Below are 15,273 nucleotides of genomic sequence, written 5' to 3'. Positions count from 1 at the left end.
ACCGCTATCGCGGGCAAGCCCGCTCCCACACAAGCACGCACAGTGTATTGGCAGAATCAGCCGCGCTCTGGCTGGAAGCGCACCACAAAACCTTTCAGGTTCTGCTGGCGACCCAACAGGTCACGCAGGCGGTCCGCCTCGGCGCGCTCGATCAGCGGCCCGACAAATACCCGGTTCTTGCCATCGGCAGTCCGGATATACGCGTTATAACCCTGGCTGCGCAGGGTTTTCTGCAAGGCTTCGGCACTTTCGCGATTGGACAGGCTGGCGAGTTGCACCGACCAACTGATCGGCAGGCCGTTAGGATCGATGCGACTTTGCCCCACATCAGGCTTGCCCGGGGCTGCCGGCTGCGGCGCAACTGGCTTCGGGGCCGGAGCAGGTGTAGCAGGCTTGGCCGCCACCACCGGTGCAGGAGCAGGCTTTACCACCGGCACACTCGGCTGGATCGGCGCCGAAGATGCTTGCTGTTCGGCAATTTCCGTATCAGTCGGCACCGGCTCTTCCTCGGGCAACGCCTGCGGCTCAGGCACCACCACTGGCTCGACCTGGACCTGCGGCATCACCGGGGCCTGAGGCGCGGCCGGGGCCTCAACCGTGACCTGGCGCTGCTCGTCCTGGCGAGAAAACAGCATCGGCAGGAAAATCACCGCCAATGCCACCAACACCAGGGCTCCGACCATTCGCTGCTTGTATGCGCTATCCAGTAATGCCATGTGCAGCTTCCTCCGTGGAGCGCCGGGCCAACCACTCAAGCGCCTCGGCAACACAATAAAATGATCCGAACAACAGAATTTCGTCCTCGGCCGTTGCCACCGCGCATTGAGCCTCCAATGCAGCGGTTACGCTTGCATGGGACGTCACCGTCGCGCCAAGGTTCTGCAACACCGCCTGCACATCATCGGCCGTACGGGTGCGCGGCGTATCCAGCGGGGCGACTGCCCAGGACTGCACACTGCTCAGCAAAGGCGCGACCACACCGTCCAGGTCCTTGTCCGCCAGCAGGCCGAATACCGCCAGGCGCCGACCCGCTGGCACCTGGCCGGCCAAACGGCGTGCCAGGTACTGTGCAGCATGCGGGTTGTGCCCAACATCCAGCAACAGGTTCAAGCGCTTGCCTTGCCATTCGAACGAACGACGATCCAGGCGCCCGACCACCTGCGTACGCTGCAAAGTATCGGCGATCTGCGCGCCATTCCACGGCAGATCCAGCAACAAATAGGCCTGCAGCGCGAGTGCCGCGTTTTCCATGGGAAGGTTCAGCAGCGGCAGGCCGTGCAACTCGACGCCCTGGCCCCGCGTATCGACACCGCGCCACGACCATTGGTCACCAGACACCTCCAGGGCAAAATCACGGCCCCGCAGGAAAAACGGGCAATCCAGCTCGCGCACCTTGTCCAGCAAGGTATGCGGCGGGTCCAGGTCACCACACAAAGCCGGCTTGCCCTGACGGAAGATCCCGGCTTTTTCATAGGCCACGGATTCGCGGGTATCGCCCAGGTAATCGGCATGATCCACACCAATACTGGTGACCAACGCCAGGTCGGCATCCACCACATTGACGGTATCCAGGCGACCACCGAGGCCGACTTCCAGCACCACCGCATCCAGCTGTTCACGCTCGAACAGCCAGAACGCGGCCAGGGTGCCCATCTCGAAATAGGTCAGGGAAATTTCGCCACGCCCGGCATCCAGCGCCGCAAAGGCTTCGCACAACTGCTCGTCAGTGGCTTCGACGCCGTTGAGTTGCACGCGCTCGTTGTAGCGCAGCAGGTGTGGCGAGCTGTAGACGCCAACCTTCAAGCCCTGGGCCTGCAGCAACGCCGCGACAAAGGCGCAGGTAGAGCCTTTGCCATTGGTGCCTGTGACCGTGATCACCCGTGGCGCAGGCCGACCCAACCCAAGGCGGGCCGCTACCTGTTGCGAGCGCTCCAGGCCCATGTCGATGGCTGACGGATGCAACTGCTCAAGGTAGGCGAGCCATTCGCCCAGGGTTCGTTGGGTCATAGGTTTGCAGGCACCGGCGGCACAACGATGGGTTCGACCTTGGGCGCGACGTACACCGGTGTCGGCAAGCCCATCATCTGTGCCAGCAGGCTGCCCAGACGCGGACGCAGTTCGGAACGGGCGATGATCATGTCGATGGCGCCGTGTTCCAGCAGGAACTCGCTACGCTGGAAGCCTTCGGGCAGCTTTTCACGCACGGTCTGCTCGATCACGCGTGGGCCGGCAAAACCGATCAGCGCCTTGGGCTCGCCGACGATTACGTCGCCCAGCATCGCCAGGCTGGCGGAAACGCCGCCGTAGACCGGATCGGTCAGCACCGAGATGAACGGGATGCCCTCTTCACGCAGACGCGCCAGCACCGCAGAGGTCTTGGCCATCTGCATCAGCGAGATCAGCGCTTCCTGCATCCGTGCACCACCGGAGGCGGCGAAGCAGATCATCGGGCAACGGTTTTCCAGGGCGTAGTTGGCGGCGCGTACAAAGCGCTCACCGACAATGGCGCCCATGGAGCCACCCATGAAGGAAAACTCAAACGCCGACACCACTACGGGCATGCCCAGCAGCTTGCCACTGACGGAAATCAGCGCGTCTTTCTCGCCGGTCTGCTTTTGCGCAGCGGTCAGGCGGTCCTTGTACTTCTTGCCGTCGCGAAACTTGAGGCGGTCCACCGGCTCCAGGTCAGCGCCCAGCTCGGCACGGCCATCGGCGTCGAGGAAGATGTCGATACGGGCGCGGGCGCCGATACGCATGTGGTGGTTGCACTTGGGGCAAACGTCCAGGGTCTTTTCCAGCTCCGGGCGGTACAACACCGCGTCGCAGGATGGGCACTTGTGCCATAGACCTTCAGGAACCGAGCTTTTCTTCACCTCGGAACGCATGATCGAGGGGATCAGTTTGTCTACTAACCAGTTGCTCATGCTTTCTTTCTCCAGTACCGGTGGCTTGAACACAGCCCCGCGTATGCCCTTGAGCTAAATTCATTGATGTGGCGATAACAATCACAGGACGGGGTCAGACGTTCGACCAGCCATTTCCTGCACCTGCCCTCAGCCTTCCAGACAACCCGCCAGTGCGTGGCTGCCACTTCATTGGCGCCGCCCGAGGGCAACGCCGGCCTGTTTTACACAGTGGTAGTTACTGACGGCGGCAGACTGCCAGCCGTCACATCGCGCCACTGCTGCTGCGCACTGCCTGCATGAATGCGTGAATCTTGCCAGGATCCTTGATGCCCTTGGCCTGCTCCACCCCGCCGCTGACGTCGACGGCATACGGGCGAACCTGGGCAATGGCCTGCGCCACATTGCCAGCGTTCAAACCGCCCGCCAGGATGATCGGCTTGCTCAAGCCCTGGGGAATCAGCGCCCAATCGAAAGCCTCGCCTGTACCACCGGGAATGCCCTCGACATAGGCATCGAGCAATATCCCACTGGCCCCGGCGTAGGCGGCGCAACTGGCGGCGATATCGTCACCGGCCTTGACCCGCAACGCCTTGATATACGGGCGATGGTAGCCGGCGCAGTCCTCCGGGGTTTCGTCGCCATGGAACTGCAACAGGTCCAGCGGCACGGCATCCAGGGTTTCATTGAGCTCGCAGGCGCTGGCGTTGACGAACAGCCCCACCGTGGTCACGAACGGCGGCAAGCCGGCAATGATCGCCCGGGCCTGCTGCACCGACACCGCGCGCGGGCTCTTGGCATAAAACACAAAACCAATAGCGTCAGCCCCCGCCTCGACTGCCGACAGCGCGTCTTCCATGCGGGTAATCCCGCAAATCTTGCTGCGAACGCCTGACATATCGTCAAAACCTCAGGGGGCTGTCCAGGAAAGTCCCGGATGGTAACAAATGCTTTTCCGGGCGTCAGCCGCCAAGTTCAGTGAAACCTGTGAGGAAGTGTGGCCCGATGAAACGCTGCGGCAGCTCGAACTCATCTCGGTACTCCACATCCACCAGATACAGGCCGAACGGGTGCGCCGTCACCCCGCCGGTCCGCCGCACCCGGCTCTCCAGCACTTCCCTGGCCCACTCCACCGGGCGCTCGCCAGTACCAATGGTCATCAGCACCCCGGCGATATTACGCACCATATGGTGCAGGAACGCCCCGGCGCGGATATCCAGGACAATCATCTTGCCGTGACGTGTCACCCGCAGGTGGTGGACTTCCTTGATCGGCGACTTCGCTTGGCACTGCCCGGCGCGAAAGGCGCTGAAATCGTGGATCCCCACCAGATGCTGGGCCGCCGCGGCCATGCGCTCGGCGTCCAGCGGGCGGTGGTTCCAGGTGATTTCTTCGTTCAAGTGCGCCGGACGGATCTGATCGTTGTAGATCACATAGCGGTAACGCCGGGCAATGGCCTTGAACCGCGCATGGAAGTGCGCCGGCATGACTTTGGCCCAACTGACGCTGACATCGTGGGGCAGATTGATATTGGCGCCCATGACCCACGCCTTCATCGAACGCTCGGCCTGGGTGTCAAAATGCACCACTTGCCCGCAGGCATGCACGCCCGCGTCGGTGCGCCCTGCGCACATCAATGAAACCGGCGAGTCGGCGACCTTCGACAGGGCCTTCTCCAGGGTTTCCTGCACAGTCGGCACGCCAGAGGCCTGGCGCTGCCAGCCGCGATAGCGCGAACCTTTGTATTCCACGCCCAGGGCGATTCTGAAAAAGCCGGCGGCCGCCATTTCGGCGGCCGCGTTATCTATATTTGCCAAGAGCTGAGAGCCTGATAGTTGCGCAAAGGCGGCCATTATAAAGTGCCGGGCCTGGTCCTGGGGCATTTTGTGGGAGCTGGCTGGCCTGCGATAGCCTCGCCTCAATTCTACCGAAGGACCGAGTCGCCTCTATCGCGGCCAAGCCCGGCTCCCACCTTTGAATGCAAAACGGCGACCCGAAGGCCGCCGCTGCGTTAATTGCCAGTAATCACGCCAGGCGGCTAAGCATTTCCTTGGCTTCGCTGCGTTGGCCGTCGTCGCCTTCGGTGAGGACTTCGGCCAGGATGTCACGTGCACCACCCTCATCGCCCATGTCGATATAGGCCTGGGCCAGGTCGAGCTTGGTGGCAACTTCGTCGGTGCCCGACAGGAAGTCGAACTCCGGCTCATCGTCGCCCTTGGCGGCATCTTCAGCGGTGAAGCTCGGCTCGATCGACGGGCTTTCCAGGCTCTGGGACAGGCGCTCCAGCTCGGCGTTGACATCGTCAAGCTCGGAGGTGAACGCATCAGGCTTGTCCGATGGCGCAGGTTCGTCGGCCAGGGACAGGTCGAAGTCTTCCGGCAGGTCAAAATCTTCCAGCGCGGCGGGTGTCAGGGTCGGCGGCTCTACCGGTGGCAGGTCCTTCATCTCTTCTTCCAGGCCCGAGAGGAAGTCGTCGTCGGACTGGGAAGCCGGTGCATCCAGTTGCAAGTCGAGATCAAAGTCAGACAAGTCGTCCTCGCTGGCCTTGGCTTCGGTCTGCTGCTGCAAGACCGAGTCGAAGCTCAGGTCATCGACCTCGGGGGCGACCACCGCCGGCGACGCCGCCTCCAGGTCGTCCAGGCTCAGGTCGAAGTCGGTGTCGAACGCATCGGTTTGAGGCGTGGCGGCAGGCGCCGGTTCTTCCTGGAGCAGATCCTTGACGTACTGCGCATCCAGCGCGGCAGCGGCGACTGCAGCACTCACGCCCGCAGCCAGCACGGCCATGGCCGGGTAGCGATTTTTCAACAGTTCGACCTGGGCGTGGTTCTCGCCATTGGCGACCAGTTGGCGCTCCTGGGTCACGAAACCATCCTTGTCGCCCTGCTGGCCGTAGACCTCCAGGAGTTTGAGGCGCAGATCGCTGCGCTTGGGCTCCAGCTTGATCGCTTCTTCCAGCACCGCAGCGGCCTGGTTCAAGTGACCACGGTCCAGATGGGACTGGGCCTGGGCCAGGGCATCAGAGGAACCGGGCTCGATGATGGGCTTGCTCGGCGGCGCCATGCTGGTCGCAACTGCAGCTACAGGCGCCACGGCAACCGGAGCTGGAGCTGGAGCTGGAGCTGGAGCCAGCTTGACGTTTGCCGCCGGGACTTCAAGGCCTTCGAAGCTATCGAGCGACAAGTCTTGTTCAAGTTTTGCGGAAAACTCTGGCTCTTCCGCCAGCGCCCGCGCCATGCGCAGGTGTTTTTCCTCTTCCAGGCGCGCATTGCGATGACGTGCCCACAGCAGCAGGAGCAACAGCACCAAGAGGCCGGCAGCGCCGCCGATCACCCCGAGAACAATGGGGTTGGTCAGCAGGTCATTGAATTTGCCTTCGGCGCTGGCCTCGGGCGCAGGCTCAGCGGGGATTTGCACGGGCGCAACCACCGGCGTTTCGGCCGCCGGAGCAGGCGCAGTCGGCGCCGCAGCCAGTTCGGCAGGTATTACCGCCGGTTGCGCCGGGGCGCCGCCTTCGGCCTGCAATTTGGCCAATTGGTTGTTCTTCAGTTCGATCAGCCGCTGCAGCTTGTCCAACTGACTTTGCAGGTCAGACATGCGGCTTTTGAGTTCTTCGTTTTCGCGGCGGGTCGAATCCAGGCTTTCCTGGGTCACGGCCAACTTGTTGTTCAGGGCCTTGCTGTCACCTGCGGCGCCTTTGACGCCGGCCTTGGCAGCCTCAGCCGAGACAAGGCTCAGGTTGTCCTTGGCGGCCGTTTGCGACGGCGCTGCGCCAGCCTGGGCGCGCTTGGTGGCGTCCAGTTGCTGACGCCCCGCTGCTTGATTAGCGGCACCGCGACGCCCCTGGCGCCAAGCCGCATTCTGCGCGGTCACTTCGGCAATCGCCTGGGGTTGCGGCAGGCTGGTGCTTTGTACCGGATCCGGCAGGCGCAATACCTGGCCGGTCTTCATACGGTTGATATTGCCGTCGACAAAGGCGTCCGGGTTCAGCGCCTGGATCGCCAGCATGGTCTGCTGGATCGAGCCGCCATTGCGGTTTTTCGCGGCGATTTCCCACAGGGTGTCGCGAGAAGTCGTGGTGTGTTCAGCCGCCTTGGTCACGCTGGCAGCAGCCGGCGTGGCAAGGCGCGGCGCTGGGGCAATGACCTCTGGAGCCTTTTGCTCGAACTTGGCCGGGTCCAGCAAGACGCTGTAGTCCCGCATCAACCGGCCATTGGGCCATTGCACCTGCAACAAGAAGCGTACGTAGGAGTCGGGCAACGGCTTGCTGGAGGTGACGCGCACCACACTGCGGCCACTGGGGTTGAGCACCGGGGTAAAGGTCAGCTCATCGAGGAACGCCTGGCGATCGACACCCGCATCCACAAAGGCCTGGGAAGACGCGAGGCTGGGCACGATATCGGAGGCGCTGAGCCCGCCCACATCGAGCAGCTCGATCTCCACCGACAACGGCTGGTTCAACTTCGACTTGAGGGTCATCTCCCCAAGTTGCAGCGCTTGCGCCATACCGGAGGACAGCGCCGAGACGGCCGCTATTGCTAACACCAGTTTGCGAACTTGAACCATAGCCTCATCCTTTGTTTGAACACTCCTCGGCCCGCGAGAAGGTTGGGTACCGCTGCCATTCGGCATGGCGAGCCGATAGGTCACCGACGCGCAACTTTTCCTGCATGGGGCCAAGCATAGCGCTTGGCTAGAATCAATCTACAAATTGCCGCCAAGTATCTTTTACACAAGGTGTTTTATCAACAACTGTGCCAGTTGCACCGCGTTAAGCGCCGCGCCTTTGCGTACGTTATCTGACGTCAGCCACAAGTTTAGTTCCGCCGGGTCATCAATACCGGCCCGCACCCGACCCACGTAGACCACGTCCTGACCGACCGCATCCCCAACAGCGGTGGGGTAATCGCCCTCTTCCACCAGTTCGATGCCCGGCGCCGCCTCCAACACGCGATTGACTGCGCCAAGGTCCACGGCCCCCGCCAGTTGCAGGGACACGCTCAGGCTATCGCCAAAAAACACCGGAGCTTGAACGCAGGTTGCGGAAATCTTCAGTAAAGGTAATTCAAGCAGGCTACGCAGTTCGTGGACCAGGCGTTTTTCCAGGGCGGTGTGGCCCTGCGCATCCGGCGTGCCGACCTGGGCCAGCAGGTTGAAGGCCATCTGCCGATCAAAGAACTTGGGCTCCAGGGGCCGCACATTCAGTAGCTCGGCGGTTTGCCGGGCCAGTTCGCTGACGGCTTCACGGCCCTGGGCAGACACGGCCAGGTTGGCGGTGACGCTCACGCGCTGGATGTCCAACAGGCCGCGCAACGGTGCGAGCACCACCGCCAGGTGGGTGGCGCAAGGGCTTGGGCTGCCCACCTGGAACGGCTTTTTCAAGCCGTCCAGTACCTGGGCATTGGCTTCCGGCACCACTTGGGGCGCCTGTTCGGCCGGCAGGGCGCCGGACAGGTCGATCAATGAGCAACCGGCTGCCGTGGCGCGCGGCGCGAAACTCAGGGTGACCGCCGGGCCTGCGGCGAAGAAGGCCAGTTGCACCTTGCTGAAATCGAACTCATCGACTTCCCGTACCCGCACGTTTTTGCCGCGAAACGGCACCGACGCGCCGGCCGACTCGCTGCTGGCCAGCAGGTGCAGGGCGCCTACCGGGAACTCAAGTTCTTCGAGGATCTGCACCAGGGTTTCGCCCACCGTGCCGGTGGCGCCGATCACGGCGATATCAAAGGTCTGGGTCATGGAGGCTGCCTCGGGCATTGCGGGGGGAGCGGCACTTTACCGGGTGGTGGGGGGTGAGGCAATTGGCCTGGGGTTTGTGGTGTGGCGCGGGCCGTCATCGCGGGCAAGCCCGCTCCCACATTTGGATTTGTGAACACATTCAAGTGTGGGAGCGGGCTTGCCAGAGATGATGGCCTCAGGCGCAATAAAAAACCCGCGCCTGTCACCAGAACGCGGGTTTCTTCAACACCACTAAGCGATCAACGCTCCAGCAGAATCCGCAACATCCGACGCAGCGGCTCGGCCGCGCCCCACAGCAATTGGTCACCTACAGTGAAGGCGCCCAGGTACTGGGTGCCCATGTTCAGCTTGCGCAGACGGCCCACCGGTACATTCAGGGTGCCGGTGACCTTGGTCGGGCTCAGCTCCTGCATACTGATATCACGGCTGTTGGGCACCAGCTTGACCCATGGGTTGTGCTGGCTGATCAGCCCTTCGATATCGGCGATCGGCACGTCTTTATTGAGCTTGATGGTCAGCGCCTGGCTGTGGCAGCGCATGGCGCCGATCCGCACGCAAATACCGTCCACCGGGATCGGGTTCTTGAAGCGCCCGAGGATCTTGTTGGTCTCGGCCTGGGCTTTCCACTCTTCGCGGCTCTGGCCGTTCGGCAGTTCCTTGTCGATCCATGGGATCAGGCTGCCGGCCAAGGGCACGCCGAAGTTCTCGGTCGGGTAGGCTTCGCTGCGCATGGCCTCGGCCACACGGCGGTCGATATCGAGGATCGCACTGGCCGGGTCGGCCAGTTGATCGGCGACGGCCGCGTGAGTCGCGCCCATCTGCTTGATCAGCTCGCGCATGTTCTGCGCGCCGGCACCGGAGGCCGCCTGGTAGGTCATGGCACTCATCCACTCCACCAGCCCGGCTTCGAACAGGCCACCCAGGCCCATCAGCATCAGGCTGACGGTGCAGTTGCCACCGACATAGTTCTTGGTGCCGGCGTCAAGTTGCTGGTCGATGACCTTGCGGTTGACCGGGTCGAGGATGATCACCGCGTCGTCCTGCATACGCAGGCTGGACGCTGCATCGATCCAGTAGCCCTGCCAGCCGGCTTCGCGCAGCTTGGGGAAGACTTCACTGGTGTAGTCGCCGCCCTGGCAGGTCAGAATGACGTCGAGGGTCTTGAGCTCTTCAATGTTGTAGGCGTCCTTGAGCGGGGCGATATCCTTGCCCACGGACGGCCCTTGGCCACCGACATTCGAAGTGGTGAAAAACACCGGCTCAATAAGATCGAAATCCTGCTCTTCCAGCATCCGCTGCATGAGCACGGAACCGACCATACCGCGCCAACCGATCAGACCTACACGTTTCATCGCAACTACACCTTGTTAAAAAGTGGGCCGCCTTGCAGCAACAACTGCAAGCGGGCCCGAGAGATTACAGATTCCGCAGCGCGGCGACTACTGCGTCGCCCATTTCCTGCGTCCCGACCTTGGTGCAACCCTGCGACCAGATGTCGCCGGTACGCAGGCCCTGGTCCAGCACCAGGCTCACCGCTTGCTCGATGGCATCCGCCGCTTCGCTGAGGTTGAAGCTGTAGCGCAGCATCATCGACACCGACAAAATCGTCGCCAGCGGGTTGGCAATGCCCTGGCCCGCGATGTCTGGCGCCGAACCGTGGCATGGCTCGTACATGCCCTTATTGTTGGTGTCCAGGGACGCCGACGGCAGCATGCCGATGGAACCGGTGAGCATCGAGGCCTGGTCGGACAGGATGTCGCCGAACAGGTTGTCGGTGACGATTACGTCGAACTGCTTGGGCGCACGCACCAACTGCATGGCGGCGTTGTCGACGTACATGTGGCTGAGTTCGACGTCCGGATAGTCCTTGGCCACTTCTTCGACGATCTCGCGCCACAGCTGGCTGGAGGCCAGGACGTTAGCCTTGTCCACCGAGCAGACCTTTTTGCCGCGCACGCGGGCCATGTCGAAACCGACACGGGCGATACGGCGGATTTCACTCTCGCTGTACGGCAGGGTGTCGTAGGCCTGGCGCTCGCCATTTTCCAACTCACGCACGCCCCGTGGCGAGCCAAAGTAGATACCGCCGGTCAGCTCACGCACGATCAGGATATCCAGGCCCGCCACCACTTCCGGCTTGAGGCTCGACGCGTCGGCCAGTTGCGGGTAGAGGATTGCCGGGCGCAGGTTGCCGAACAGGCCCAGTTGCGCACGGATTTTCAGCAGGCCGCGCTCCGGACGGATGTCACGTTCGATCTTGTCCCATTTCGGCCCACCCACGGCGCCGAGCAGCACCGCGTCGGCAGCACGGGCACGGTCCAGGGTTTCGTCGGCCAGGGGCACGCCATGCTTGTCGATGGCAGCGCCGCCGATCACGTCGTGACTCAGTTCAAAGCCCAGGCTGTACTTGCTGTTGGCCAATTCCAGGACCTTGACCGCTTCGGCCATGATTTCCGGACCAATGCCGTCGCCAGGGAGAATCAGAATCTGCTTGCTCATGGGTTCCTCATTTCATCAAGCGACCCGCCCTCGGGCAGGTCGGGAAAATTATTAGCGTTCGGCCCAGACCACCAGCACGTCGGTGCTGAAGGTGCCATCGGCTTGAATCTCAAAATAATCGCGCACTTCCTGGCCCATCGCCTTTTGCAACTCCAGGATCGCGGCGCGCAATACCTCTGGCGTGCGCATGCGCTCGACCCACGAGGTGTATTCCAGGCGCAGGCGCTGGCGATTGCTGTTACGTACATGCAGGCCGGCTTCGCTGAGCTGGCGCATCCACTCGCCGGCGGAATAATCGCGCACATGGCTGGTGTCGCGCAGCACCTCGACGGTTTGCAGGTAAGTGTCCAACAGCGGGCTGCCCGGTGACAAGACATCGACAAACGCCGCTACGCCGCCCGGCTTGAGCACCCGGCGCACTTCGCGCAAGGCCTGGCCCAGGTCGCTCCAGTGATGGGCCGAGTAGCGGCTGAACACGAAGTCGAACTCGCCATCGGCGAATGGCAGGCGCTCGGCGGCGCCGTGCCGGGTACGAATATTGTCCAGGCCACGCTCTGTGGCAGCGGCGGCGACCACGTCGAGCATCTGCTGCGACAGGTCGTAGGCCACCACTTCCTTGACCAGCGGTGCTACGTGGAAACTCACGTGACCGGCGCCACAGCCCAGGTCCAGCAGTCGTGCAGCGCCCTGCCCGGCCAGTTCGGCCTGCAGCAGTGCGAATTCGCTGCCCTGGGCGTGCACGGCACTGCTCAGGTAGGCCGAGGCCTGTTCGCCGAATTGTTTTTGCACGACTTGGGTGTGGGCGGTGTTGGTCATGGTGATGTTCCTGGCTTTTGTGGTGTTCATACAGGCCCTTTCGCGAGCAAGCCCGCTCCCACATTCGACCGAGTTCCTTCAGTTGAAATGCGCTCAAATGTGGGAGCGGGCTTGCTCGCGAAGGGGCCAGTCCAGCCTACATAGAATTACGCATCACGAAACAACCAAGGCTGGCTGGCCCGGTGCTTGGCTTCAAACGCGGCAATTGCCTCGCCGTCCTGCAAGGTCAGGCCGATGTCGTCCAGGCCGTTGATCAGGCAGTGTTTACGGAAGGCATCCACTTCAAAGTGGTACACCTTGCCATCCGGACGGGTCACGGTCTGTGCAGCCAGGTCGACGGTCAACTGGTAGCCCACGTTGGCTTCCACTTGCCCGAACAACTCGTCCACTTCGGCATCGCTCAGGATGATCGGCAACAAGCCATTCTTGAAGCTGTTATTGAAGAAGATATCGGCGTAGCTCGGCGCGATGATGCTGCGAAAACCATATTCTTCCAGGGCCCACGGCGCGTGTTCGCGGCTGGAGCCGCAACCGAAGTTTTCCCGGGCCAGCAACACGCTGGCGCCCTGGTAGCGCTCGGCGTTGAGTACGAAATCCTTGTTCAACGGGCGCTTGGAGTTGTCCTGGTAGGCGTAGCCCACGTCCAGGTAGCGCCACTCATCGAACAGATTGGGGCCAAAGCCGGTGCGCTTGATCGACTTCAAGAACTGCTTGGGGATGATCTGGTCAGTGTCCACGTTGGCACGGTCCAACGGCGCGACCAGACCTGTGTGTTGGGTAAAAGCTCTCATCGGGTATTCCTCAGATCAATTCGCGAACGTCGATGAAACGACCGTTGACGGCAGCCGCAGCGGCCATGGCCGGGCTGACCAGGTGAGTACGACCACCGGCGCCCTGACGCCCTTCGAAGTTACGGTTGGAGGTGGACGCGCAATGCTCGCCGGACTCCAAACGGTCCGGGTTCATCGCCAGGCACATCGAGCAGCCCGGCTCGCGCCATTCAAAGCCGGCTTCGAGGAAGATTTTGTCCAGGCCTTCGGCTTCCGCCTGGGCCTTCACCAGGCCCGAACCTGGCACCACAATGGCCTGCTTGATGGTCGAGGCCACCTTGCGGCCCTTGGCGATCACCGCCGCGGCGCGCAGGTCTTCGATCCGCGAGTTGGTGCAGGAACCGATAAACACACGGTCCAACTGGATGTCAGTGATCGCCTGGTTGGCTTTCAACCCCATGTACTTCAAGGCGCGCTCGATGGAGCCGCGCTTGACCAGGTCGGCTTCCTTGGCCGGGTCCGGCACGTTCTGGTCAACGGCCAGGACCATTTCCGGCGAGGTGCCCCAGCTGACTTGCGGCTTGATCTGGGCCGCGTCGAGTTCAACCACCGTATCGAACACCGCATCCTTGTCGGACACCAGGTCTTTCCAGGCTTCTACGGCGGCATCCCAATCGGCGCCCGCCGGTGCAAACGGACGACCCTTGACGTATTCGACGGTTTTTTCATCCGCCGCCACCATGCCCACGCGGGCACCGGCCTCGATGGACATGTTGCAGATGGTCATGCGGCCTTCGATGGACAGGTCGCGAATGGCGCTGCCGGCGAATTCGATGGCATGGCCGTTGCCGCCGGCGGTGCCGATCTTGCCGATCACCGCGAGCACGATGTCCTTGGCGGTGACACCAAAGGGCAAGGTGCCTTCGACCAGCACCAGCATGTTCTTCATTTTTTTAGCAACCAGGCACTGGGTGGCGAACACATGTTCCACCTCGGAAGTGCCAATACCGTGGGCCAGGGCGCCGAACGCGCCGTGGGTCGAGGTATGGGAGTCGCCGCAGACCACGGTCATGCCCGGCAAGGTCGCGCCCTGCTCCGGGCCGATTACGTGGACGATGCCCTGGCGCACGTCATTCATCTTGAATTCGGTGATGCCGTACTCGTCGCAATAGTCGTCGAGGGTCTGGACCTGCAAACGCGAGACCTGGTCGGCAATGGCTTCGATACCGCCCTTGCGCTCCGGGGTGGTCGGCACGTTGTGGTCTGGGGTGGCGATGATCGAGTCGACGCGCCATGGCTTGCGCCCGGCCAGTCGCAGGCCTTCGAACGCTTGGGGCGAGGTCACTTCGTGGATGATGTGACGGTCGATGTAGATCAGCGACGAGCCATCATCGCGCCGTTTCACTTCATGGGAATCCCAGAGTTTGTCGTAAAGCGTTTTGCCGGCCATCAGTCGGTCCTCATCAGCGTCTTTCTATGCCCTGGGCGTTGAACGATTCAATAACCCTTTGGCTTGTGAGGCTGATGCTATGGCGTTACATTAAATAACTCAAATTCATATTTTTCATGCTTTGGATAACCAACTGGAATACTACCATGGACCTGGCCAACCTCAATGCTTTTATTGCCATCGCCGAAACCGGCAGCTTCTCCGGGGCCGGGGAACGCCTGCACTTGACGCAACCGGCAATCAGCAAGCGCATCGCCGGCCTTGAGCAACAACTGAAGGTGCGCCTGTTTGATCGACTGGGCCGGGAAGTGGGCCTGACAGAGGCCGGGCGTGCCCTGCTGCCCCGCGCCTATCAGATCCTCAATGTGCTGGATGACACCCGCCGCGCCTTGACCAACCTGACTGGCGAAGTCAGCGGACGCCTGACCCTGGCGACCAGCCATCACATCGGCCTGCACCGCCTGCCCCCGGTGTTGCGCACGTTCACCCGGGAATACCCGAACGTGGCACTGGATATTCAGTTCCTGGATTCGGAAGTCGCCTACGAGGAAATCCTCCATGGCCGTGCCGAAGTGGCCGTCATCACCCTGGCCCCGGAGCCCCACAGCCTGGTGCGGGCCACCCCGGTGTGGGACGACCCCCTGGATTTCGTGGTGGCGCCCGAACATAGCCTGGCCAGCAACGCCAGCATCAGCCTGGCCGACATTGCCCGGCACCCGGCGGTATTCCCCGGTGGCAACACCTTTACCCATCATATCGTGCACCGGCTGTTCGAGGCCCAGGGCCTGACACCGAACATCGCCATGAGCACCAACTACCTGGAAACCATCAAGATGATGGTCTCCATCGGCCTGGCCTGGAGCGTGTTGCCGCGCACCATGCTCGATGATCAAGTGGCCAGTATCGCTTTACCGGGCATACAGCTCAGTCGCCAGCTAGGCTATATCGTGCACACCGAAAGGACGCTGTCGAACGCTGCGCGGGCTTTCATGAGCCTATTGGATGCACAGGTCGATCCGGCTGGGATGCCGGCATGAGGCCGTGCGGCCTGTAGACCCTGCTCCCGCGCCGAACGCCCATCGAGCCAAGGCCCCTTGAT

General features: G+C 62.3%; 13 protein-coding genes. 1 reads left to right on the top strand and 12 read right to left on the bottom strand.

Translation table 11 applies throughout. The annotated features are described in order from the left end of the window. Positions 1 to 56: 56 nt before the first annotated feature. From ACSSVH_RS08465 to leuC, 12 genes are all read right to left on the bottom strand, one after another. Positions 57 to 716 (bottom strand): SPOR domain-containing protein, encoded by a 660-nt coding sequence (locus ACSSVH_RS08465; protein ID WP_492634349.1) that lies wholly within the window; start codon positions 714 to 716, stop codon positions 57 to 59. Continuing rightward, on the bottom strand, positions 700 to 2,007 hold the full coding sequence (gene folC / locus ACSSVH_RS08460) for a bifunctional tetrahydrofolate synthase/dihydrofolate synthase (protein ID WP_170057808.1): 1,308 nt from the start codon (positions 2,005 to 2,007) through the stop codon (positions 700 to 702). The genes ACSSVH_RS08465 and folC overlap by 17 nt, the downstream gene beginning before the upstream one ends. Then, positions 2,004 to 2,924: an acetyl-CoA carboxylase, carboxyltransferase subunit beta gene (accD, locus tag ACSSVH_RS08455; RefSeq protein WP_172313046.1), complete on the bottom strand. Its 921-nt coding sequence runs from the start codon at positions 2,922 to 2,924 to the stop codon at positions 2,004 to 2,006. The genes folC and accD overlap by 4 nt, the downstream gene beginning before the upstream one ends. 244 nt (positions 2,925 to 3,168) lie before the next feature. After that, complete coding sequence (locus ACSSVH_RS08450) at positions 3,169 to 3,801, bottom strand: phosphoribosylanthranilate isomerase (protein ID WP_170043449.1); 633 nt, start codon at positions 3,799 to 3,801, stop codon at positions 3,169 to 3,171. Positions 3,802 to 3,865: 64 nt separating this feature from the next. After that, positions 3,866 to 4,690, bottom strand: a complete 825-nt coding sequence (gene truA / locus ACSSVH_RS08445) for a tRNA pseudouridine(38-40) synthase TruA (RefSeq protein ID WP_492634702.1) — start codon at positions 4,688 to 4,690, stop codon at positions 3,866 to 3,868. Between the two features lie 238 nt (positions 4,691 to 4,928). Beyond that, positions 4,929 to 7,466, bottom strand: coding sequence for a FimV family protein (locus ACSSVH_RS08440; protein WP_170057806.1), 2,538 nt, complete (start codon positions 7,464 to 7,466; stop codon positions 4,929 to 4,931). Positions 7,467 to 7,628: 162 nt separating this feature from the next. Further along, the gene (locus ACSSVH_RS08435) at positions 7,629 to 8,639 is read right to left on the bottom strand and encodes an aspartate-semialdehyde dehydrogenase (RefSeq protein WP_169953461.1); all 1,011 of its coding nucleotides are present in this window, start codon (positions 8,637 to 8,639) and stop codon (positions 7,629 to 7,631) included. A 239-nt stretch (positions 8,640 to 8,878) separates the two neighbouring features. Continuing rightward, positions 8,879 to 9,991 (bottom strand): aspartate-semialdehyde dehydrogenase, encoded by a 1,113-nt coding sequence (gene asd, locus ACSSVH_RS08430; protein WP_169953460.1) that lies wholly within the window; start codon positions 9,989 to 9,991, stop codon positions 8,879 to 8,881. Between the two features lie 64 nt (positions 9,992 to 10,055). Then, positions 10,056 to 11,138, bottom strand: coding sequence for a 3-isopropylmalate dehydrogenase (gene leuB / locus ACSSVH_RS08425; RefSeq protein WP_169953458.1), 1,083 nt, complete (start codon positions 11,136 to 11,138; stop codon positions 10,056 to 10,058). Positions 11,139 to 11,189: 51 nt separating this feature from the next. Further along, a complete protein-coding gene (locus tag ACSSVH_RS08420) occupies positions 11,190 to 11,954 on the bottom strand; it encodes a class I SAM-dependent methyltransferase (protein ID WP_492634348.1) in 765 nt (254 codons plus the stop codon). A 146-nt stretch (positions 11,955 to 12,100) separates the two neighbouring features. Then, positions 12,101 to 12,745: a 3-isopropylmalate dehydratase small subunit gene (gene leuD / locus ACSSVH_RS08415; RefSeq protein ID WP_169953454.1), complete on the bottom strand. Its 645-nt coding sequence runs from the start codon at positions 12,743 to 12,745 to the stop codon at positions 12,101 to 12,103. A 10-nt stretch (positions 12,746 to 12,755) separates the two neighbouring features. Further along, the gene (leuC, locus tag ACSSVH_RS08410; protein ID WP_169953452.1) at positions 12,756 to 14,174 is read right to left on the bottom strand and encodes a 3-isopropylmalate dehydratase large subunit; all 1,419 of its coding nucleotides are present in this window, start codon (positions 14,172 to 14,174) and stop codon (positions 12,756 to 12,758) included. 146 nt (positions 14,175 to 14,320) lie between these two features. Between leuC and ACSSVH_RS08405 the strand changes: the two genes are divergently transcribed. Next, complete coding sequence (locus ACSSVH_RS08405; RefSeq protein ID WP_169953450.1) at positions 14,321 to 15,211, top strand: LysR family transcriptional regulator; 891 nt, start codon at positions 14,321 to 14,323, stop codon at positions 15,209 to 15,211. The last annotated feature ends 62 nt before the right edge of the window (positions 15,212 to 15,273 follow it).

This window comes from Pseudomonas sp. HC1(2025), from assembly GCF_058742075.1.
Note: the sequence above shows the minus strand (reverse complement) of the source record. Positions and strands in the feature narration are given on the sequence as shown.